This is a genomic window from Paraburkholderia sp. BL17N1, from assembly GCF_003634175.1.
Taxonomy (GTDB): Bacteria; Pseudomonadota; Gammaproteobacteria; order Burkholderiales; family Burkholderiaceae; genus Paraburkholderia.
The window spans coordinates 3247066-3269262 of sequence record NZ_RBIW01000002.1 but is presented as its reverse complement, the minus strand read 5'-3'; the positions used below and the strand labels follow the sequence as shown (position 1 = coordinate 3269262).

The window sequence follows — 22197 nt, the reverse complement described above, 5'->3', positions numbered from 1 at the left end:
CGCTGTCTGAGTCCGCTGCTGGCATTCGGCGGATTGTGCGGTACTGGAAGACATGGGGAACGGCAGGATCGCGACACTTCTGAGCAGAAACCGGAAAGAAGCGCGCGTGGGCCATGGCTAGACTGGTCCGAGAGCGGAATCATGTCGATGGGATCCGCACAGACGCTTCGAAGCGTCAACGGCAGCACTTTTCGGGCCGAGTCAAGAAACGTAAGGAGCGAATTTATGCCGGATACAGAAATCGCGCCGGCGGAAGCCGGGCAGCGCGACGAGCAAATCCCGCTTGGCAAGCTCTTCGAACCCGTCAAGGTGGGACCGTACAACCTGCGTCATCGTGTCGTGATGGCGCCGCTGACGCGTTCGCGCGCGAGCCGGCCAGGCAACATACCGTCTCAGCTCAACGCCTGCTATTACACGCAGCGCGCATCGGCCGCGCTCATCATCAGTGAGGCGACGCAGGTGTCGATGCAAGGGCAGGGCTATGCGTGGACGCCAGGGATTCATAGTCGCGAGCAGGTCGAAGGCTGGCGGCTCGTCGCGAACGCTGTGCACGAGGCGGGCGGGTTGATGTTCATGCAACTCTGGCACGTTGGACGCATATCGCACCCCTCGTTGCAGCCCGACGAAATGCTGCCCGTAGCGCCGTCTGTGGTCCAGCCGAAAGCGGAGGCGTTCGTCGAGAACGAGCGCGGCGAAGGTGTCGTTGCACCCTGCATTACGCCCCGCGCGCTGCAGGTCGAAGAGATGCCGTATCTCGTGCGACAGTATTTCAGGGGTGCGCGCAACGCAAAGGCTGCCGGTATGGACGGTGTTGAAGTGCACGGAGCGAACGGGTATCTGCTCGACCAGTTTCTGCTGTCCGGGACAAACCGACGCGAGGACGAATACGGCGGGTCGAGCGAGCGCCGGGCCAGGCTGCTGTTCGAGGTGATCGAAACGGTTTGCGACGTGTGGGGGCCGGAAAAGGTCGGCGTACGGCTTTCTCCTCTCGGCACTTTCAACGACATGCATGACGACGATCCCGAGGCGACCTTCTCTTACGTCCTCGAGAAGCTCAATCGATATGGGCTCGCTTACTTGCACATCGTCAATCCCGCGCTGGCGGCGACCGGTGAGGATGCCGCTTTCACGGAGCGCGCGAAACGCATGAGCGAGATGATACGACGCACCTATCGCGGTGTGCTGATGGTCGCGGGCGGGTTCGACGGCAGCAGTGCGGAAAGATGGATCGAGGACGGCAAGGCGGATTTGATCGCGTTCGGACGCCTGTTCATCGCCAATCCCGACCTGCCGGAACGCTTGCGGTCGCACGCTTCCCTCAATTCGCCGGATCCGTCCACGTTCTATGGAGGCGGCGAGCGCGGGTACACCGACTATCCGTCGCTCGCGCAGGAGCGCGGAGAGGCCCCTCGGTCGGTGATCGACGGGCGTTGGAGATAGACCGTCACGGTCGTTGAGCAGCGGGCTCGCCGGCGTCGCGGGACAACGTGCGAGGCTCGCCGAGCCGGCGACCGGCCGTCGACGGTCTCGCGGAAGTTTCTTATCATGTGCAGCGCCGATTTACGTATCGCTTACTTGCCCCACCGCGCAGGTAAGCGCCCGCCGCTTTGCAAGGGCCTCGTAAAGAGCGCGCACGCCGAATCGCCAGGGCGCGATCTCGGTTGACGACTGCACGGTGTTGACAAGTGTGCCGAGCGCCGGCGTTGCAATCGTCACTTTGTCCCCGAGATGATGCGTGAAGCCGCTGCCCGGAGCATGCCGGTCTTCAATTGGAGAGAACATCGTGCCGAGGAACAGCATGAAGCCGTCTGGATACTGGTGATGCGGCCCGGCCGTCTGGGCGACAAGTTCCTCTGGGTCACGGCTGATCTCGCGCATGTGGCTCACGCCTTCGAGAATAAATCCGTCGTCCGCGCCTTCTATCCTGAGCGACACGCTGGCTGCCCGCACCGAGCCCATCGTGAAGCGTTCATCGAACAACCGAATGAAAGGACCGATCGCGCATGAGCCGTTGTTGTCTTTCGCCTTACCGAGCAGCAGCGCACTGCGGCCTTCGATGTCGCGGAGATTGACATCGTTGCCGAGGGTTGCACCGACGATCGTTCCGCGGCTGTTGACCGCCAGCACAATTTCGGGCTCGGGATTGTTCCAGCGGGAGGCCGGGTGTAGCCCAACGTCTGCGCCGTAACCAACCGCGGACATGGGTTGAGACTTGGTGAACACCTCTGCGTCGGGCCCAATGCCGACTTCCATATATTGCGACCATGCGCCGCGCCGTTCCAGTTCCCGCTTCAGACTGTCGGCGGCCGGCGTGCCAGGGCGAATCCTGGAGAGATCGGTGCCGATCAGTTGCGCGATCGTCGCGCGCACCGTGTCGGCTTGCGTCGCGTCGCCCGCAGCCTGTTCTTCAATGACCCGTTCGAGCAGGCTCACGGCAAAGGTCACGCCGCATGCCTTGATGGCCTGAAGATCGCATGGCGCGAGCAATGCCTGGCCGATGTTCTCGACGGGGCCGAGCGCCTCGCCCTCGACGTGACGCGCAAACTCCAACAGATCCACGCGCTCGAACAGGTCGGAGGTCGTCGGTGCCGACGCCGTGATGTCGAAGACCTGACCGGCACGAACAACGACGACCGACGGCCCGTCGATCGGCGCGTTTCGCCAGATGCGTCCGACCAGCAGGGCATCGGCGAAGTCAGTAGGTACGAAATGCGGAAGATCGTTCGATATCATGGTGGCGTTGCCTGGCGAGAGTTGGGAACCGGGAAGGAGACGCGCTTCAGGCGAGCGATACGCGTTGCGTATCGGCTGGCCGAAGCTTGCCGGGCAGCATCACGCGACTCAGTGCTTCAGCGAAGAAGAAATCGCCGAACATCGTTGCACCATCGACGCCTTCATTGTGCGGCTTCGAATAGCAGGAATTCTTCAGGAGTCCGCGCTGCGCGGGTTCGTAGGCAAACTCGTCACGACATAGCGCTTCGAGCGTCGCGACTCCATGTTCGCGCCATTGAGCCGCGTCAGCAGGGTCGGGATGCAGGTGACCCATCTCGATCAGCGCTGACGCCATCACCGCTGCTGCGGCGGTGTCCCTGATTTGCGCGTCGGCGCCAGCGGCGTCGAAATCCCACGGCGGCACCGGACGGCCATCGAGCCGGCGCAGATAGTACGCCGCCAGACGCCCTGCAAGATCCAGCCAGTGACGCTTGCCGGTTTCACGCGCGGTGTTCACGTAGCCATAGACGGCCCACGCCTGGCCGCGGCTCCACGCCGATTCGTCGAATGCGCCTTGAAACGTGTAGCCGCGCTGGCGCACACCTGTTGTCACGTCGTACTCGACCGCATGATAAGTCGAATCATCGGGGCGGATAAACGCGTTGGCGGTCATGAGGGCGTGTGCTTCGGCGGCGAGGCGATAGCTGCCGTCGCCGGAATGGTTCGCCGCCCAATAAAGCAACGACAGGTTAGCCATCGTGTCGATAGCCGAGGCGCTGCGTCCGCGTGGATCGTCGAGCGGGCCCCAGGAAGCGAGATAGGCGCCACTGTGCGTGGTGACAAGACGGGCGCGTAGTTTGTCGGCGGCTTCCATCGCGATTTGCGCGTACCACGGGTCGCGGGTGATTTCATAACCGGGGACGGCACTGCTGTCGAAGATAAAGCCGATGTCGTGCGTGTTGGGGTCCTGCGCGCGCTGCGCGACGAGACGCATGCGCTCGCGGGCCCACGAGAGGTATTTGTCCTTGCCGGTGTGCAAATACGACGTCAGCAAAAGTCCGACCCAGAACCCGCAAAACCAGTTTCCATGGCTCCACGCCGAACCGCTGTAGCCTGCCGACAGCGACGCCGGAAGCAGGACCCACTTTCCATCGGGCGCCGTGATCTGAGGGAATTCGACACCCAGCGTCGGCTCGTCCTCGGCAACTTTGGCCGCCATGCGATCGAGGATAGTGGTGAAGAGGGCGGACCGCTCAGAGGACAACCCTTGATCCTGGTACGAAGCATTCACGCGTTTGTCTCCTGATTACTTTCACGTTTCCCGAGTGACGGGGACACGCAAATTCTAGGAGCGCGGCGGTTCTGGCAGTTAGGACGAAGTGCGGCTTATATTGGACTTTCCTGCACACACCCCGGACGCCTGTGGTTCCGCTGCTTCAAATGCTCAGTTTCTCCAGGCTCCGGCGGAAATCGATTGGCGAGCGGCCCGTGTGCTTGCGAAAACATCGGCTGAAGTAGGCCGGGTCGTCGAAGGCGAGCTGGGTTGCGATCTCCGCCACATTGACCTCCGAATGCAGTAACAGACGCTTCGCCTCCAGCATCACGCGTTCGCGAATCAGCTTGGCCGCCGTACTGCCGAGCGCCTGACGCGTTGCATCGTTCAGCGCCCGTTCCGTGACGTTCAGCAGGCATGCGTAGTGAGCGACGTCGTGGACCGTGGCGAAATTTTTTTCCAGCAGGCTTTTGAAGCGTCGCGACAGTAGCACGCTACGCGACGAATTGACGTCGGTGACGGCGTCGCCGCCCAGGCGCGCGGACTTGATTAGCAGAACGCGCAGGTATGACCAGATCACGTCCTCGTAACCTGCCTCTTCGCACTGATATTCCGCATTGATTCCATCCAGCACACGATGAAGGTCCTGAGCTTGTGCGTCGCTCATATACACCGTGTTCGGAATCCGCTCGAAATCGTAGACGGGAATCTCGGTCTGCGAATGGCGGTTCTGCACCTTGAACGCGAAAAATTCGGACGAGAAACTGATCGCGTGCCCCACGGCGTCGTCGGACAAGGCGAAATCATGGATCTGGCCAGGGGCCATGAAAAACAGCGTATTGGGCCGCACCTCGTAGCGAATCGAGTCGATGATGTGGTGACCGCTGCCCGCCACGACCCAGACGATGTGATAAAACTCGTGCCGATGCGGATACGGCAACGTCGATTTCATATCTTCGAGGGGCGCGAGATGAAAATCGATCGACTTGATTCGCGACCCGTACTCATAGTGCGCGATCTTGAAGACCGGCAACTGGCAACCACAACCGCTAAGCATTTGATTTGTCTCCTGCATCCAGCTCACTTATGTGGCTCGCCCAGCCAGTTCACTCCCTGGCTAAATCAAGCGTGCTGTTTCTCCTTCGCCGGTTCGGCATCGAACGTAGTGTACTTGTAATTAGCAAAGCGGCGTGACGGCTGTTGTCGAAAACCCGCACCGGTCGACCTCGCGTGCGGATTGTGAGTTCCCTCGCGTGCGGATTGTCAGCTCATCTGTCACTCATTCGAAACGCAATTCCTTTAGCGCCGACAGTCCGCTCAGCACGGGTTTGCCGTCCTGATTGCGAACCATTGTGTCCATCACGAGGATGCGCTTGGCGGGCTTCTTCTCGACTACCGTCACATGGATTCTGATCGTATCGTCGATGAATACGGGTCCGAGAAAGCGCAACTCCTGCCCGACGTAGACGAAGCCGGGACCGGTCAAACCGGTATGTGTCGTCGACACCAATGCAGCGGTTAGCAGGCCGTGCGCCACACGCTGGCCGAACGGCGAGCGTGCCGCGAAGGCCTGATCCATATGCAAGGGATTCAGGTCCCCCGACAGATGGCCGAAAGCGTTCACGTCACTTTCCGCGATGGTATGCACAAGTATCTGACAGCGGCCAATCTGGATGTCGTCAAAGCGCAGCATCTCGTGGCGCTGAGTCGGAAGAATGTTCATACGGTTCTCCGCCCGGTTAGCGCCGCGCCGGCTTCGACCAGCGTATCGATTTCTTCCGGCGCGTAGCCCAGTTCGGCGAGCACCTCGCGGGTGTGTTCGCCTTGCTGGGGAGGCTGACGGATGAGCGGCGGTGCCGCGCCGTCGTACCGGACCGGATGCGCGAGCAAACGAATCGGCCCGGCCTGCGGATGGTCGACCTCCATGATGATGCCGTTGTGCGCCACTTGCGGATCGACCTCGACCTGATGGTAGTCGTTCACGGGCGCGTACCAGATGTCGTGCTCGTCGAAGGTCGTCATCCAGTCGGCCGTCGTACGCGTCGTCAGCGCGTCGTACACGACGCGGTTCAATTCGTCGCGGCGGCGCACATTGTCCTTCGGGTGCGAAAACCCGGCGAGCATGGGTTCAGACAGGGCCGCCGCGAGCTTCTCAGTGGGCGTCAGCGAAATCGCGATCCAGCCGTCGAGAGTCCGGTAAATCCCGTAGGGTGCCGGATGGAACCGGCTGCCGGTCGGCGGGTTTGTGCGCGGCCAGAGTGGCCCCTTGTTCAGGTAGTAGGTGAACGGCTCGATCTGAAGATCGAGCGCCGCGTTGAGCAGATTGCTTTCGACCAGCGTGCCTTTGCCGGTGCGTTCACGCGCCTGCAAGGCCGCGACCACGCCGAAGGCCGCCAACGCCGCCGCATGCTGGTCGACGATCGCGGATCCGACTGGCGTGGGCGGGGAATCGGCTTCGCCGGAGAGCATCGTCATGCCGCTTATGGCCTGCAACAGCAGGTCCTGCCCTGGCCGCTTGAGATAGGGCCCCGATGGCCCATAGCCGGTGCACGAACAGTACACGAGCCGCGGATTGATCTCGCGTACATCGTCGTAACCGAAGCCCATGCGCTGCAGGACGCCTGGGCGGTAGTTTTCGATCAGAACATCGGCTTCCTTGATTAGCCGCCAGACGATCTCTCTCGCGCGCTCGTCGCGCAGATCCAGCGAAATGCTGCGCTGGTTGCGATTGCCGAGCAGGAAGAACATGCTCACCCCTTCGACATACGCATCGAAGCCGGTCCAACTGCGCTCGAACGCGCCGCCCGGCGGTTCGATCTTGATCACGTCCGCGCCGACGTCGGCCAACATCTGCACGGCAGCGGGGCCCTGCAAGAAGTGAGTAAAACTTAGCACCTTGATGCCTTCCAGCATGACTTGTCTCCTGAGCGCGTGTCCGTATCTGTTTGACTGAGGGCTCAGGCAAGCAGGTTTCGCGAAATGATCATTCTTTGAATCTCCGAGGTGCCCTCGACGATCTCCAATACCTTGGCGTCGCCGAATGCGCGCGACACCGGGTACTCGCTCATCACGCCGTACCCGCCATGTATCTGCAGCGCCTGATGAGCCGCCTCCATCGCGCGCTCGGTGGCGAAGAGCTTGGCCATCGACGCCTGCTGATCGAAGCGAACGCCCGCATCTTTCAGCGCGGCGGCATCGTAGAGCATCAACCGCGCGGCGTGCGCGTGGGCCGCCATGTCAGCGATCTTGAACTGCAGCGCCTGGAACTCGGCAATCGGCTTGCCGAATGCGCGCCGCTCCTTCATGTACGCGATCGACCGATCCAATGAACCCTGCAGGATGCCTAGCGCGAGCGCGCCGATCAGGATTCGGCCCGTGCTGATCTGGGCGAGCGTCTGTCGCAAGCCCGCGCCGCGTTCGCCGAGCAGGTTGGCGGCCGGGATCGCACAGCGCTCGAAGTACAACTCGTAGGTGCTCGATGCGCGCCAGCCGATCTTGCGCAGCTTGCGCCCGTAGCCGAAACCGGGGGTGCCGTTGGGCACGATGAAATTGGAAATTTCCTTGCGGCCGTCAGGGCGCGTGCCCGTTACCGCGGCGATGACGACCGGTCCCGTCACTTCCGTGCCAGAGTTGCTGATGAAGGTCTTTGATCCATCGATGACCCATCGGTCGCCTTCCAGCGTCGCACGCGTCGCGATGTTGGCCGCGTCGGAGCCCGCGTTGGGCTCCGATAATCCGATCGCGCCGACCTTGCGGCCGTCGAGAATAGGGCGCAAATAGCGGTCCTTTTGCTCATCGGTGCCATAGTTGGATAGCAGGCTCGCGACTGTCGAATTGGCCATGAGCGAGTTGGCGATTGCGCAATCTACCCGTGCGAGTTCTTCCAGCACGATCACATAGGAAAGCCATTCGCCACCGCCGCCACCCCAACTCTCCGGATAGGGCAGGCCTGCGAAGCCGAGCTTGCCAGCACGCGTCCAGATTTCGTAGGGAAAGGCTTCCGCTTCCCAAAGATCTTCCGAGACAGGAGCGATTTCGTTTTCCGCGAAACGGCGCACGGCGTCACGTATCGCGGTGTGTTGTTCGTTTAACCAATGCGGCATGTTCGACTCTTTGAAAAGCGGGAGAGGAGTTAAAGGCAGGCGCTGTGTTAAAGCACCTTCAGATAGGTATCGCCCGATGCGACCACCGTGCCGTCCTGGCGCGTGACCTCTGCTTTGAACACGCACAGGTTGCGATCGTCGTTCTTCTCGCGCAACGTGAGCCGGGCAGTGACCGTGTCACCGATGAATACCGGCGCGTTGAACGTGATGTCGTAGCGGTAAGAAACCGCACCGGGGTTCGGTGCCTTTTGCGCCATATAGCCCATCACAGTCGATAGGAAGCCGACCGAGAGACATCCTTGCGCGATGCGCTTCTCGAAGCGCGTGGTTTTGGCGAATTCCTCGTTCAGATGCACGGCATAGAAATCGCCGACGATTCCGGCGAAGCCGTAGATGTCGAATTCAGTTACGGTCTTGGCGAAATCGGCAGTGTCGCCGACCGCGTAACAATCCATGTGCGGGCGTTTGGCCATGGTGGTTCTGAAAGTGAGAGTCAGTTGAGGAGCCGGCCTGTTCCATGTTGATGGGCGCCGGCGGGCGTGACTCAAATTTAATCAGTGCGGGTTGCTGACCGTTAGGACGGTTTGGGCGAATGCTTGGACTTTTTTGACTGCACGCACGCGGTGATTTCAGTCTTCATCGATCCGCAAGGAGCCCGCGGATAGCCGCCGGTCTCCCACGAGTCAGTATCGCCAAGGGTTTCCACCGTGTGCGCCGGATAGATCGCCACACAGTGCGGCAGACGCTTGCTATCGAAGAGGCCGTAAAAAAGTACAAGAAATCGGGCGACCGGTCCTAACGCCCGTTGCGTGCACTCGCGAATACTTGAAGCGCCTGCAGACGGATCGACCTGATGCAGCGCGGAAATTACATTCCAGTATGGAAGGAGACGAGATGAAATCATTCTTTAGCGCGCGCCGCGCAGGACGCGCCGTGATGGTAGGTACGCTGCTCGCAGCAGGCGTCGTTGCCGCAAGCGTTGCCCGTGCCGACGAGCCTATCGTCATGAAGCTGGGCCACACCCTCGCGCCGGACAACCACTATCAGCTGACTGCCCAGGTGTTCGCGAAGGAGGTCGCGCAGCGAACCCACGGCAAGGTCAAGATCGAGATCTTTCCGCAGTCACAGCTCGGCGGCGAAGTTCAGATGGCGCAGGCGCTACGCACCGGCACCCAGGAGCTCATGATTTCCGCACAGGCGCCGATCGGAAACACGATCAAGCAGTGGCAGATTTTCGACACGCCTTATCTCTTTAGCAGCATCGACGACGCCAACCGGGTTCTGCAAGGACCGGTCGGCCGCAAGTTCCTCGACATGATGCCGGCGGTCAACATGATCGGCCTGACGTGGCTTTCGGTGGGCGAACGCAATCTGTTCACGGCGAAAAAGCCGGTCGGCTCGCTTGAAGACATGAAGGATATGAAAGTGCGAGTGATGCAGAGTCGCGGCTATATCGCGGGCTATAAAGCGCTGGGCGCAAACCCGACGCCACTGCCTTATAACCAGGTATTTCTGGCGCTTTCGCAAGGCCTGGTCGACGGCGGCGATACCTCCCCGGAGCAGTTCATCCAGGACAAATTTTCGGACGTCGCCAAGCATTACTACCTGACCCACGTGAACTACCTGCCCGTGGTGCTGGCAATGGGCAAGAGCGCCTGGACGCGTCTTTCGCCTGACGAACAGAAGGCGTTTCAGGCAGCTGCCGCCGTCGCCGCGGATTATGACGTGAAGGAATACAAGCACGAGTACGACGACGCGCTCGCGACGATGAAGAAGAACGGCACTCAGGTGAGCGGGATCGACACGGCGCCGTGGGCCGCCGTGACCGAAAGGGCACGCCAGAGCCTGCTCAGCGACATCCCCGATGGCCAGGCGCTTTATCAGGAAATCAAGGCGGTCGACAAGTCTGCTGTCGCTTCGAAGTGAAGGGAGAGTGCGATGGAAAAGCTCGCCCGTAATCTCCTCTTTATCGACGACCTGGTCCTGAAGATCACGCTATTCCTCTGCGGCGGACTACTTCTCATGATGGTGCTCGTCGCTGGCCTTGGGGTGGTCTTTCGCTTCATCCTGCACAACTCGCTGTCGTGGTCCGACGAGCTCGCGGCTTATCTGTTCGTGTGGCTCACATGCCTCGGTGCGGCGGCGGGAGCCAAGCTGCGGGTTCATCCGGAGGTGCGGGTGCTGGCCGACCGTTGTCCGCCCGCTTTCGCGCAGACACTGGCGGACTTGACCGACTGTGTCGTTCTCGGGCTCGGCGTGGTGTTCGTTATGTACGGTGGCGACATGCTGGAGCTGATGGGCACCGAAACCGCGACCTCTCTGCCGATCTCGATGGTGTACCCGTACCTTTCGATTCCCGTCTGCGGCGCGTTGCTGGTCTTTCATTCCGCGGTGCGAATCGCGGTTTCCCATCTCGCGCCCGGCGCGCAAACGAGGCCGTCTCTGTTGCAGGGCGTCTCCGAACATATCTGAGGTGAATCAACATGTGGGCACTCGCTCTGGGCGCCGGGTTTCTCGGCTTGGGTGTACCGGTGGCCATTTGCATCGGCATTGCGGCGACGATTGCATTGACGCTAAATGGAACCCCGCTGCTGGTGATTCCGCAGCAGTTGTTTTCGAACCTGAATAACGTCGGACTGCTGGCCATCCCGTTCTTCATGTTGACAGGCGCAATCATGGATGCGGGCGGCGTCTCGCGCCGGATCATCGACTTTTCGCAGGCGCTCGTCGGGTTTATGCGCGGCGGCATCGGGCAGGTGACGATCGTTGCGAGTATGTTCTTCGCCGACCTCTCCGGTTCGGCGACGGCGGATACCGCAGCGATCGGCTCGGTCATGATCCCCGGGATGGTGAAGCAGGGGTATTCACGCGCGTTCGCGGTCGCGCTGCAGTCGGCAGCGGGCTCACTCGGACTGCTGTCGCCCGTGTCGATGAGCATGCTCGTGTACGCTTACACCGCCAACGTTTCGGTCGGGACGATGTTCGTCGCGGGGATAGTGCCGATGCTGCTGGTGGTCGTTTCCTTCATGCTCGTGAACTACGTGACTGCCGTGCGCCAGAACTATACGGCGGTCGAGGCGTTCTCCGCCAGGCGGCTGTGGGCCACCTTCAGACAGGCGATCTGGGCATTGCTGACGCCCGTGATCATTCTGGGCGGCATCCTCGGCGGCGTATTCACACCGGTTGAAGCAGGTGTCGTCGCGGCGCTCTATGTGACGCTGGTGAGCGCTTTCATCTTCAGGTCGCTCAAGCTGTCGCACTTCAGGGAAATACTCACGCGCACGGCTATCAATACCACGCGGGTATCGTTTCTTCTCGGACTCGCGTTCGTGCTCGGCCGCTATCTGATTGAGGCGCAAATTCCGTTGCACGTCGCCAACAACTTCCTCGCCGTGACGACCAGCGCGTTCGTGTTGCTGATCCTGATCAATCTCTTCCTTCTGGCAGCCCATACGGTACTGGAAACCATTTCGAGTATCGCGGTGGTGATTCCTGTGTTTCTACCGCTCGTCGTGCAGATGCATATCGACCCCGTCGTGTTCGGCGTCATCGTACTGGTCAACTCGGCCATCGGCATCAACCTGCCACCCATCGGTTTCTGCCTCTTTACGGCGGCGTCGATCGGCGGTGTGTCAGTCGAAAAGGCGACTCGGGCGATCCTGCCATTCATCTTCGCGCTGGCGGTCGACCTGCTGCTGATCATTGTCTTCCCGCATATCCCGCGCTTTCTGCCCAACCTGCTGGCAATCAAATAACACGAGGCCGATGGGCCGCCGGCTGCACGCCTTTGGCCCGGGCTCCACGACCGCCGTAAGCGGCGACTGTTCGCGCGCATAGCGATCGAATTAGCGAGAGGCTCATCATGAACACGGCTCACATCGAGCGAAGCGGCGCGGCGCCGGTCCTGCTGGCCGCAGGCGAGGACCTGCAGTACCTGAAGCTGGAACAACCAGCTGAGTTCGTCTGGCTGATCACGTTGAATCATCACGAGAAGCGCAATGCGCTGTGTGTGGCGCTACTGGAGGAGTTGACGCGCGTGCTCGCGGCAGCCGAGGTCAGCGACGACGTCAGGGCTGTCGTGCTTACCGGCGGCGAGCGTTTCTTCAGCGCGGGGGCGGATATTGCCGACATGGCGGCGCGCGGGGTCGCAGCGTATGCGGACCCGGTGCGCCTCGCGAGCTGGAAGGCGATTGAAACCTTTCCGAAGCCGCTGATCGCCGCGGTCAACGGCTTCGCGATCGGTGGTGGCCACGAGCTGGTGATGCTGGCCGATATCGTCGTCGCGGCGGACGACGCGACCTTCTCGCAGCGAGAGATCGTTATTGGCGCCCTCCCGGGCGATGGCGCCACACAACGCTTGCCGCGGGTGCTAGGCAAGACACTGGCGATGAAACTCGTGCTTACCGGAGAGCCGCTGACGGCAGTCGAGGCCGAGCGCCACGGACTGGTGACCGAGGTCGTACCACCGGGACGCAGCATCGCACGTGCGGTGGAGATCGCGTCGCTGATCGCCGGCCGCGCGCCGCTCGCCGTCCGGCTGGCCAAACGCGCCGTGCTCGATTCGTTCGAGACCAACCTTCAACAAGGCTTGCAGTGCGAGCATCTGGCGAATCTCGAAGTGTTCAAGACCGAGGATCGCGCCGAAGGCCACCGTGCATTCGTCGGGAAGCGGCCACCGCATTTCAAGGGGCGCTGACCACTGGCGCGTCGCGCATGCGCCTCTCGACGGATTCTGCCGGTATTGTGGCCTGCACTAAACGATCGGTTGAGACATACTCCGCAGAGTCCGCCGTTCCTTACCGACTCATGGGATTGAACATCGCCGGTACCGGCGCTGCGATCACGAGGGGACACCATGAACAAGTTCAGCAATATGGTGATCGCGACGGTCGTCTCGTTGGGCGCGATCGGTTGCTCTGTGCCATCGTGGGCGCAGCAACCACTCAAGGTGGCGGGTCAGGACGTGCAGCCCTGGGTCTTCCACGACAAGAACTCGGACTCGCTCTCCGGCGTCTTCGTCGACCTGACAAACGCCATCGCCAAAGATGCAGGCCTGCCGGTCCAGTATCAGCTCATGATATTCGGCGACCTGATCCCTGCCCTGGCCAGTGGCAAGATCGACGTGATCGCCACCAATATGGCGATTACGCCCGCACGCGCTCAGCAAGTCGATTTCAGCGACCCGGTTTACAACGCGCCAACAGAAGTCGTTGTCGTCCCGGCGAACGACACGACGGCCTATCAAGGTCTGGCAGACCTCAAAAATTTCCCGGTGGGCGCACAGAAGGGCAGCATTCAACTAGCGCTCCTGCAACGGATTGGCGGTTTCTCCGAAATCAGGATCTATGACACGCTGGAAGACGCGTGGTCGGCGGTCGTTTCAGGCCAGATCAAGGCAGCGGTGACTTCTGGCCCTGACACGATATACGCCTCTAAACACGGCCGACTTACGAATCTGAGAATTGTGAGCTCCTACCAGTCGCAGTCGCCAAAACCTCGGATCGGCATTGCGGTGCGAAAGGGAAATAGTGAACTGCTTGAAAGAATAAATCGCTCGTTGGCGAAGCTCGAAGCAGACGGCACGGTCAAAGCGATCTTCGTCAAAAATGGCGTCGACGATTGGGCGCCGCCGAAATAGGCCTGTCGCAAAGGATCGGGCTGCACGGGATCGCCGGTTAGGCTTCACTACACGCGCCAGATAAGCCGGTTAAGTATCAGACCGTGTGCGGCCAGTACCGGCCACGAAGTGTCATTCGCTTCGGCGTTCGCGATACGAAAAATCGCCGTCGGCGTCACCCCTTGATCGCGGCGATATGGAAGCGGTCGTCCACCAACGAGACTCGCAGAGATGGACATACCCGCTCAAAAGGAGGCGATGACATGACATGCACTGGTGGTGTGATGAAGCCCGATTTCGGCGATGAAAAGAACGCGACGAAGGATCGCTATGCCGAGGAGCCCGCCTGGACGACACGGTTTTCAAGTCGAAAGCGGCTGCGGCAGGCCATCTGGTTGCCGCTGTGGTTTGCCGTATGGATGGTCGCGGCCCTCTCTCACATGGAATCTGGCCAAGCGACCCCGGCCAGCGGATTCACTGGCACGACCCTGGCCCAAGGAACTTTCGCCGAATTTCAAGTCATGAACCGCCTCACACAGGACCAGCTTCAGCGGTTTGCTCCTGGGTTTCCTGGAGATACGTGGTCTTCATTCGAAAAGACCGAGGGGCCGTCAGACGTGTACATACAGACAAACACCTGGGCGCCGGGTGGAACCACTGGCTGGCATCGGCACCCCGGGCACAGCCTGATAGTCATCACGTCGGGACAGTTAACCGAGTACCACGCAAACTGTACGCCGCAAGTGTACGGACCGGGCACATCCAATGGCACGACATTGGTGGACGGCGGCAATGACGAACACCTCATTCGGAACGAAGGTTCCGTTGCGGCGACAGGCCTTGCGGTCCAGATTGTCGCCAAAGGTGCTCAGCGTCGGATCGACGAGCCGTCACCGAAGGCCTGCTCGTCGATCTTCTGATACCGTGTCCAGTACGCCGCCAGACGAATCACGGGAGAAGGCTCGAAAGAGCCATCGAACGTTACCGGTAATGCGATAAGGCGGTCCCAAAGATCGGAGCAAGACATGGCTCGGCTACTGTCAGTGAATGTTGGCCTTCCGCGTGATATCGAATGGAAGGGCCGTACGGTTCATACGAGCATATGGAAGGAGCCGCTCACGAGCCGTTGCTGGGCGGCTCGTTTGAATCTGGCCGGAGACGGGCAGGGCGATCTCGCCGGGCACGGAGGTGAGCATCGAGCCGTATTCGTCTACCAGGCCGAATCGGCACGTTTCTGGAAGGAGCAGTTGAAGTGGCCTGATGTTGTCTATGGCCAGTTCTGTGAGAACTTCACGGTTGAGGGCATGCCCGATAGCGATGTATGCATCGGCGACCGGTATCGAATAGGTCATGCACTGTTTGAGGTTACGCAACCTCGGGTGACCTGCTACCGCGTGGGTATTCGCGTTAATGAGCCACGTATGGCAGCTTTGCTTACATCGAGCGGGCGGCCGGGATTCTACCTTCGCGTTTTGAAGGAAGGCGAGGTTGGGGCAGACGACGAAATAGTGAAGGTGGACGAAGCCCGCGAGCGCATGACGGTCACGGAGATCAATGCGCTCCTGTATTCCCCGCATCATCCTCGCGACCGCCTTGAGCGAGCGCTGCGGATCGACGCGCTTTCATCGGGGTGGAAGCGGTCGTTCGAGGCATTGTTGAGCAACTCCGTTACCGGCAAGACGGGAGGCAACGCCGGGCTCGCGCCTGCCTCGGCCGCTTATCCCGCCACACCGGGATTCCGTTCACTCACAGTCGTGTCTGTTGTGGTCGAGTCCGCCGACGTCGTTTCGTATTCCCTGCGGCGAGCGGACAGCCAGCCGTTACCGATGGCAAAGCCAGGCCAGTATGTTGTATTGCGTCTTCCGCAGGACGGTGGGAGACCGCCGCTTTATCGCAGCTACTCGCTCTCCAATGGTCCGTCAACGCTGGAATACCGGATCAGTGTGAAATTCGAAGAGGGGGGAGCAGCCGCCACTTATCTCCGTGATCGCGTGCGCGTCGGGGACGTAATCGATGTCAGCGCTCCTCGTGGAAGTTTCGTGCTATTGCAGAGCCCAAGTCCCGTGGTCCTTCTAAGCGCGGGTATCGGCGCGACCCCCGTTCTCGCCATGCTGAATACGCTGTCGTCGCAACGCTCGACGCGGCAGGTTTGGTGGTTGCACGCGGCTCGTGACGGACAGCATCATCCCTTCGATGCTGAAGCGGGGCGTCTCGCGGAGGCGCTTGCGCATTGCCGTCGGTATATCTGCTTCAGCAAGCCCGACGCCACGCGTGACCGGCAAGGAGTCGAGTACACGGAGACGGGTCATTTTTCAGAAGCCAGGTTAGCGGACGCAGGTATTCCGACGCAAGCGGATGTTTATCTTTGCGGGCCGTCCCGCTTCATGGTCGATATGAAGGCGGCGCTGACGAACCTCGGGTTTGCAAAGAGGCAAATACACACCGAAATCTTCAATGGCCTGGAGTCGATGACTCCGGGGATCGTCGGCGATGCGATTCGTGCGCCTCATCTGCCTGAAAACCATGGCGCCACCGGTCCGATCGTGTCCTTTGCTCGCAGCGGGATCGATGTGCATTGGGACGGTGTGGCCTACCAGAACATCCTGGAGCTGGCCGAGGCGTGCGATGTTCCCGTTCGTTGGGCGTGCCGGACGGGTGTCTGCCACAATTGCGAAAGCGGATTGGTCTCGGGCTCCATAGCGTACAGCTCTGAGCCCATCGACAAGCCCGCAGATGGCAACTTGCTCATCTGCTGCTCGCAACCCGTTGGTGATACGGTCATCGACCTTTGAGCGGACTCTCCGTACCTTTCAATGTAAGCACCGCGCCGCAAGCGTGGTACGTCGTCGATCGTGAAGAAGCATACGGTCGCAGTTAAAGTCACCGGAAGCGAAATCAAAGAGGCCCCATGTTGGCGAGGCCTTGAGCTACGAAATCAGCGTGTTTCTGTTAGTACGTCACAGAAGCTCCACTGCCAGTAAAGCTGTGCTGGGTAGGAGCGTCGTTTGCGTAGTCGGAAACCGCCTGGATGATGTTCACGATCTGCTGCGGCAACCTGCCGCCGCAGACGGCGGTCATTGCAGTACGATCCATCTCAATGGCTGCGGGGAGGTCTTTGATTACCAGTGTGTTCATGTCGATTCTCCGAGGGTGAATTGGTCAGTCAGGAATGTCAGAGCTTGTGTTGAGGGTGTCGTCACTCCTCAGTGAGGACCAAGGCAAAGTCCATGCCAAACGCCGACGCCGCGGCAAGCGATCACTCAACTAGTTGAAAATGTTGGATTTTTAAGGGCGGTCAGTGCGAGTTGATAAACAGGCGTGGGCGCTACGGCCGGTGGGTCGAATCCAACTGTCCGCCTCGCGCTGTGGGTTGGATCGCGACACATGCGGTCCGCCTACGTACCCTGTGTTTATACGATCTCATGGTCGCCATGCTGCGGTGGCCTACTATGGCGAATCCGCGCTCGGTCTTTTTGTACCGGACCTCTTGATAACACCTTGCTGAATCGGCGCTGACTCGCCATCGTCGACGCCGCTTTATTTCCCGTCTAATTGGTCCGGATGGACGCAGGACAGTCGGCACCAGCGGAACCGGTATTCTTCAGCGTAAGCACGAGCCTGCTTCCTTTGATTGCCGTGATGATCTGTCCATAGCTGACGGTCGGGATGAACTGAATGTCCGGCGCAACTGCCACCGGCGGATTCTTTGTTCCGTCCACGGTCAGATCGAGTTCCACTGTGATCGAGTCGATAGCGAAGCCAAAGTCCTGCTTCCGTGCCGCCATATCCTTCCTGGCACTGCAAAGGCCTTCCAGAACCTGCTGCAAAGCGGTCGGAATATCGACTGACTTACCGGGCGGAATCGGCGGCGTGTTACAGCCGACGAGCAGAAATGGCAAGAGAGACAGGGGAAGATAGAAGTGGGCGCGCATCAAGATCCTCTCGTGGGCCGCATCAATTGCCACTATTCACCTGTCTTGCGCCCGGTACTGTTCGCTGCCGTACGGACGCGGGTCGTCGCGGCGGAACGCCGACGATCACGACGTCGTATTGCATCGACTCGCGCGGCAGGCGCTTACTGACCGAACGTCTTCGCAACCACGATCTGATTCTTGACCGATGTCACACCTGGAACCGCTTTCGCCACGACGGCCGCTGTGTCGATCTGAGGCGCGGCCGGCACGGTTCCGTAAAGTGTTACTGCGCCGCTTTTCGCTTTCACGCTGATGTTTGCGGCGTCGATGCTCTTCTCCTTGGCAATCGCCGTACGAACTTGTTTGGCCAGTTCGCGATTCGCTCGTTTTGCGGCTTTGGCATCGACTCCAGCCGATGCCGCTTTTGCAGATCCGGTTGAAGCCGCGGCTGTCTGGCCGGGCTGAGCCCACGTGGTGATAGACGTCAGCGCGATCATTCCGCTGACGGCCAAATTGAGTGCTGTTGCTTTTCTCATCGATTTATCTCCAGGTTTATTGGTTAAGTGTGACAGTTCGTTTTTCTGCAATCGCGGATCGACTGGAGCATGAAATGAGGTTTCCTTATCTTGCATGTGCGCTGTCAGGCCCGCAGTTCATACAAGTCAAGTTTGCCCCTTGGCGGAGTTCGCAGCCGTTGCGTCGAACGCCATTGCGATATCGTCCCAGTCCTCGTCTCGCAAATAGCGCCGCGCGATGGGTAGTACCACGCCTTCTTCCCGTCCCAGATACTCCCAGGTGAATTGCGCGTAAGCGGCTAGAGCCTGTTCAAGCCGGGCAGCCAGGACGCGCGGCGCCGAGTCGCGCCCGACCAGTTCGGAGAGTTCGGCCAATTCGTCGAGCAGTTGTTTGTCGCGCTGATGCCGGCATTCGAGTTCATCTAGCTCCGCATCCGCAACGGAGGTGCGCTCGCGCAGCCGCGGGAATAACCTGGCATCTTCCTTGAGACTATGCCGGCGTATCTGAAGATCACGCAGGCGTTCGACCGTTTCACGCATCGATATCGGCTCCGGCTGCTGACCGGCGGCGCGTGCTGTGCGGACCATGTCCAGCAGCGCGTGGACGGTGTCGGCGATGGTGCGATGTTCGTCGAGGAGCCTGCCGATCGCGCGCGAGGTTGCCGGGCGACTGTCTGCGGCGAAGATCAGGACTGCCACGTTGACCGTACCGGAGTCATCGGACGGTGCAGGCGCGACGTCGCCCGCTTCAGTCAGCCGTTGAGTAGGGGCGATGCAAATCAGGTCGCATCCGGACTTGATTGCCGCCGCGACGATGCTGTCGAACGACGTTTCTTTGCTGGCAGCGATGGACGAATACGGCACGCCTTGCGCGCGCGCTGCAGCCTCGGCCCGAGCCAGCAGTTCCAATGTGCGCTCCGTGAGGTTGCCTGCGCGCGAGGCCGGGCGGTGCAGCGTGGCAGCATGTCGGTACAAAATGGGCAGGAAGGTCACGCGCGCACCCATCGACTGCGCAAACGCGACTGCGTGACCGGTTGCTTCAATGCATGAACCCACATCTCCCACAGGGACGAGAAAGTGTCGATACATGGTATCCCTCATGCTGCATTCAACGTTTGCAGTTCCTGCTGTCCAGTTTCGAAGTCGCCGGCTGGTTTCGCATTCGAGGTCTGTTGGAACTTATCTTAGTCCGCGGCCGGTGCGCTCACCCCTCCCACGAAGGGAGGGGGCTTGGCGCGTGCGGGTGGTACGCTTGAGCCTTCCCCTTATTTCGCTCCCCGCGGCAGCTGGAGATGGCCGTCAGGAGCCTGGACAGGCTCTGCAAGATGGCATCGACATCAACAAGCGCCGGTAGTGTAGCCACCGAACTGGTCCTGAAGACCATCGCGCCGCGCGCGCCGGCCCATTTGCTGATGCGTGAGCGGCTGGCCGCGCACGCGTTGCACTTCGGCGATCAATCCATCGCTCTTGTGCAAGCGCCGGCTGGGTATGGCAAGACTTCTCTGCTTGCGCAATGGCGCCGGGAAACCCTGGCGCGTGGTGCCGCGGTCGCCTTCCTTTCAGTGGATGAGCGGGATGATCCTCAGCGGCTCCTGCAAGGGCTCGTCCATGCCATGCGGGCAGGCTGCGCCCGCCCCGCGTTCGGACGATTGCTGCTTGACGGCGCCGTGGGGTCGGTCGGCGAACTGGACGCCGTGACCGCCTGGCTCGCCGAAGTCGCCCAATTTTCGGGCGATGTTCTGTTGATCGTCGACGAGGCCGACCGTCTACCCGAAGCCGGCCTCACTGCGCTGATCTATGTCTTGCACAATGCTCCGCCCAATCTTCACGTTGCCGTTGCCGCGCGCCGCAGAATCGATACGGCCGTTGCCGATCTGATCGCCTATGGGCAATGCATCCTGGTCGATCCCGAGATGCTGTGTTTTCGACTTGAAGAGACGATTGCGCTGATCGCCAACCGGTTCGGCTCGCGTTTCGACGCCGACGCGTGCGCGAGGCTGTTCGAGTTGACGGATGGCTGGCCGCTCGGGTTGCAGCTCGCAATGGCGGCCATGGCGCGAGCCCGGGATCCCCGGCAGGTGGTGGAGACCATGGCGGCCAATCAGGGCGGACTGCGTGAACACCTTGTCGGGACGCTGATCGCGGAGCTTTCGTCGGAAGATACCGATTTCCTCACGCGCACCAGCCTGGTGGATTCGCTGCACCCGGAACTTTGTCAGGCGTTGACCGGAGACCCACAGGCACCGGAGCGGCTCGCGCGCCTCGTGCGTGAGACGCCCGTGTTCGTCACCTCCGAGGACGGCGCATGGTGCTGGCTGCACGCACTTGTGCGCGACGTCCTGCAAGGCCGCCTCGCTCATGTGCCCGCCGCCGAACGGGCTGCGTTGCATGGCCGTGCTGCTGCCTGGCTGACCCAGCACGGCATGATCGAGCAGGCAGCAAGGCATGCTCACGCCGCGGGCCAGCACCAGACTGCCTACGACCTCGCGGAGCGTTGCCTGCATGACGCAGTCAAGGAGGGACGCCTGACGGCGGTTCTCGAATGGCTTGATCTGCTCCCCGCGGACGAACTCGAGCGGCGTCCGCGTTTGTTGTTGGCAGCGGCCTGGGCATTGGCGCTGGGTGAGCGGCACAAGGAGGCGGAACTTCAGGTGCAGCGCGTCCTCGCCAGCCCCGGGGCCGACGCTCAACTGCGTTACGAATGCGCGCTCATCCTATGCGCGGCCGCCTATTACGCCGATGAGATCGACCGGTTCGTCGAGCTGTTCGCGCCTTGGGCCGAGTTCGCTCCCGCCGCCGATTCCTGGCTCGCCCAGGTTCATGCAAACCGCCTCGCAGTACGTGCGATTCTGCTCGGTCAGCCCGCGCAGGCGCGTCGGTTCCAGCTGGCGGCAAAGCGGGCCGAAGTCGGCAAAGGGATCGGCTACGTGGTGCGCTGGGCCGATTACATCGTGAGCTTCAGCTACGTATGGGAAGGCCAGCTCGTGCTTGCCGAGGAGGTACTCCGTCCGGCACTGGCAAGCGCGGAAGCGGACCTTGGCCGCCGTCATCCGCTCTCGTGCATGTTTGCCGCAACCTGCGCTGCGCTGAGCTATGAAGCCGATCGGGTCGACGAGGCCGCCGCGCTGCTGGCCAATCGGCTTGACATCCTGGAGCGAGGCGGCACGCCAGACACCGTGTCCCTCGCGTACCGCACCGCGGCGCGTATCGCTGCGGTCAAAGGCGACGAACACCGGGCGTTCGATCTCCTCGAGGCAATGTACGCGATGGGTGTGAGCCGGCGCCTGCCGCGTCTGTGTATTGCCAGCATGGCGGAACAGGTGCGTATTCACGCCGGCCGCTATCGCGCGCAAATGTGCGACGCGCTGGTGCGCCGTATCGACGCTATGGTGACGGAGGAAGAACCGAAAAGGGGGCCGCTGTGGAGGCAGTCGGTCGGGCTGCTGGTCGGGTTGGCGCATGCCGGCGCAGCCATCGCGGCGCGTCGCTGGCAGCAGGCGCTCGACGACCTCGCGCAGGCCGGCGAGGCCGCTCTGGCGATGAAGCTTGGTCGATATCAGATTGAAGTCATGGCGATGCGCGCCTTCGCGCTGGAGCAGTCCGGCGCGAACGGGCTCGCATTGCTTCGCGAGGCGATGAATCTCGCGCAGACCTTCCGTTTGACCCGTACGCTGGCCGACGCGCATCCTGCCCTCGCCGACTGGGCGCGGCGCGTCAGCGAAGAGCAGCCTGAATCCGGTGAAGTCGCTCACGCGATTGCGGCAGCGCGCGTAGCCGTGCCGCCACTGGGTCGCCAGGCCACCGTGCCGCGAGCTGTGCCGAGCGTTGTGCTGACGCCCAAAGAGCGCGAGATCCTCGAGCTGCTGGCGCGAAATATGTCGAACAAGGAGATTGCGGCTGCGGCCGCAGTGGGAGAGGGCACGGTGAAGTGGCACCTCAAGAATCTCTTTGGAAAGCTCGACGCCAGCTCGCGAAAGCATGCGGTTCGAAGAGCGTTGGTGCTGGGTTTGCTCGAAGGCGCATAAGTTCGCGCTGCGCTGCGCGCTGTTCACCGAGATGTTCT

Annotated in this window: 20 protein-coding genes; 9 read left to right on the top strand and 11 right to left on the bottom strand. The window is 61.2% G+C overall.

Annotation, left to right across the window (positions count from 1 at the left end):
* Nucleotides 1-225: 225 nt before the first annotated feature.
* The gene (locus B0G82_RS34575) at nucleotides 226-1440 is read left to right on the top strand and encodes an alkene reductase (RefSeq protein ID WP_116144785.1); all 1215 of its coding nucleotides are present in this window, start codon (nucleotides 226-228) and stop codon (nucleotides 1438-1440) included.
* 120 nt (nucleotides 1441-1560) lie between these two features.
* Here the strand turns inward: B0G82_RS34575 and B0G82_RS34570 are convergent, their stop codons facing one another.
* The 7 genes from B0G82_RS34570 to B0G82_RS34540 form a co-directional block, all read right to left on the bottom strand.
* Complete coding sequence (locus B0G82_RS34570; protein WP_121310517.1) at nucleotides 1561-2733, bottom strand: fumarylacetoacetate hydrolase family protein; 1173 nt, start codon at nucleotides 2731-2733, stop codon at nucleotides 1561-1563.
* A 46-nt stretch (nucleotides 2734-2779) separates the two neighbouring features.
* Nucleotides 2780-4003, bottom strand: coding sequence for a glycoside hydrolase family 88 protein (locus B0G82_RS34565; RefSeq protein ID WP_121310516.1), 1224 nt, complete (start codon nucleotides 4001-4003; stop codon nucleotides 2780-2782).
* A 145-nt stretch (nucleotides 4004-4148) separates the two neighbouring features.
* Nucleotides 4149-5042, bottom strand: coding sequence for a helix-turn-helix domain-containing protein (locus tag B0G82_RS34560; RefSeq protein WP_121310515.1), 894 nt, complete (start codon nucleotides 5040-5042; stop codon nucleotides 4149-4151).
* A 222-nt stretch (nucleotides 5043-5264) separates the two neighbouring features.
* On the bottom strand, nucleotides 5265-5708 hold the full coding sequence (locus B0G82_RS34555; protein WP_121310514.1) for a MaoC family dehydratase: 444 nt from the start codon (nucleotides 5706-5708) through the stop codon (nucleotides 5265-5267).
* Nucleotides 5705-6898, bottom strand: coding sequence for a CoA transferase (locus B0G82_RS34550; RefSeq protein ID WP_121310513.1), 1194 nt, complete (start codon nucleotides 6896-6898; stop codon nucleotides 5705-5707). The genes B0G82_RS34555 and B0G82_RS34550 overlap by 4 nt, the downstream gene beginning before the upstream one ends.
* Nucleotides 6899-6942: 44 nt before the next feature.
* Nucleotides 6943-8088: an acyl-CoA dehydrogenase family protein gene (locus B0G82_RS34545; RefSeq protein ID WP_116144773.1), complete on the bottom strand. Its 1146-nt coding sequence runs from the start codon at nucleotides 8086-8088 to the stop codon at nucleotides 6943-6945.
* A 47-nt stretch (nucleotides 8089-8135) separates the two neighbouring features.
* On the bottom strand, nucleotides 8136-8561 hold the full coding sequence (locus tag B0G82_RS34540; protein WP_116121631.1) for a MaoC family dehydratase: 426 nt from the start codon (nucleotides 8559-8561) through the stop codon (nucleotides 8136-8138).
* Between the two features lie 352 nt (nucleotides 8562-8913).
* Between B0G82_RS34540 and B0G82_RS34535 the strand changes: the two genes are divergently transcribed.
* The 7 genes from B0G82_RS34535 to B0G82_RS34505 all read left to right on the top strand — a co-directional run bounded on the left by B0G82_RS34535 (nucleotide 8914) and on the right by B0G82_RS34505 (nucleotide 16497).
* Nucleotides 8914-10014 (top strand): TRAP transporter substrate-binding protein, encoded by a 1101-nt coding sequence (locus B0G82_RS34535; RefSeq protein WP_241974961.1) that lies wholly within the window; start codon nucleotides 8914-8916, stop codon nucleotides 10012-10014.
* A 12-nt stretch (nucleotides 10015-10026) separates the two neighbouring features.
* Complete coding sequence (locus B0G82_RS34530; RefSeq protein WP_121310512.1) at nucleotides 10027-10560, top strand: TRAP transporter small permease; 534 nt, start codon at nucleotides 10027-10029, stop codon at nucleotides 10558-10560.
* Between the two features lie 11 nt (nucleotides 10561-10571).
* Nucleotides 10572-11843 (top strand): TRAP transporter large permease, encoded by a 1272-nt coding sequence (locus B0G82_RS34525; RefSeq protein WP_116144767.1) that lies wholly within the window; start codon nucleotides 10572-10574, stop codon nucleotides 11841-11843.
* A gap of 107 nt (nucleotides 11844-11950) precedes the next feature.
* Complete coding sequence (locus B0G82_RS34520) at nucleotides 11951-12784, top strand: enoyl-CoA hydratase-related protein (RefSeq protein ID WP_121310511.1); 834 nt, start codon at nucleotides 11951-11953, stop codon at nucleotides 12782-12784.
* 159 nt (nucleotides 12785-12943) lie between these two features.
* Complete coding sequence (locus tag B0G82_RS34515; RefSeq protein WP_121310510.1) at nucleotides 12944-13726, top strand: ABC transporter substrate-binding protein; 783 nt, start codon at nucleotides 12944-12946, stop codon at nucleotides 13724-13726.
* Between the two features lie 263 nt (nucleotides 13727-13989).
* A complete protein-coding gene (locus B0G82_RS34510; RefSeq protein ID WP_121310509.1) occupies nucleotides 13990-14625 on the top strand; it encodes a cupin domain-containing protein in 636 nt (211 codons plus the stop codon).
* 105 nt (nucleotides 14626-14730) lie between these two features.
* Nucleotides 14731-16497, top strand: coding sequence for an MOSC and FAD-binding oxidoreductase domain-containing protein (locus tag B0G82_RS34505; protein WP_121310508.1), 1767 nt, complete (start codon nucleotides 14731-14733; stop codon nucleotides 16495-16497).
* Between the two features lie 157 nt (nucleotides 16498-16654).
* On the opposite strand, the gene B0G82_RS34500 is transcribed toward B0G82_RS34505, so the two are convergent.
* The 4 genes from B0G82_RS34500 to B0G82_RS34485 form a co-directional block, all read right to left on the bottom strand.
* Nucleotides 16655-16840: a hypothetical protein gene (locus tag B0G82_RS34500; RefSeq protein ID WP_121310507.1), complete on the bottom strand. Its 186-nt coding sequence runs from the start codon at nucleotides 16838-16840 to the stop codon at nucleotides 16655-16657.
* A 413-nt stretch (nucleotides 16841-17253) separates the two neighbouring features.
* The gene (locus B0G82_RS34495) at nucleotides 17254-17637 is read right to left on the bottom strand and encodes a hypothetical protein (protein WP_121310506.1); all 384 of its coding nucleotides are present in this window, start codon (nucleotides 17635-17637) and stop codon (nucleotides 17254-17256) included.
* 143 nt (nucleotides 17638-17780) lie between these two features.
* Nucleotides 17781-18251, bottom strand: coding sequence for a BON domain-containing protein (locus B0G82_RS34490; RefSeq protein ID WP_241974959.1), 471 nt, complete (start codon nucleotides 18249-18251; stop codon nucleotides 17781-17783).
* Nucleotides 18252-18281: 30 nt separating this feature from the next.
* Entirely contained in the window at nucleotides 18282-19223 is a 942-nt protein-coding gene (locus tag B0G82_RS34485) for a hemerythrin domain-containing protein (RefSeq protein ID WP_158608212.1), read from the bottom strand.
* Nucleotides 19224-19459: 236 nt separating this feature from the next.
* Here B0G82_RS34485 and B0G82_RS34480 point away from each other — a divergent pair, with 236 nt between their 5' ends.
* Nucleotides 19460-22159 (top strand): LuxR C-terminal-related transcriptional regulator, encoded by a 2700-nt coding sequence (locus tag B0G82_RS34480; RefSeq protein WP_121310504.1) that lies wholly within the window; start codon nucleotides 19460-19462, stop codon nucleotides 22157-22159.
* The last annotated feature ends 38 nt before the right edge of the window (nucleotides 22160-22197 follow it).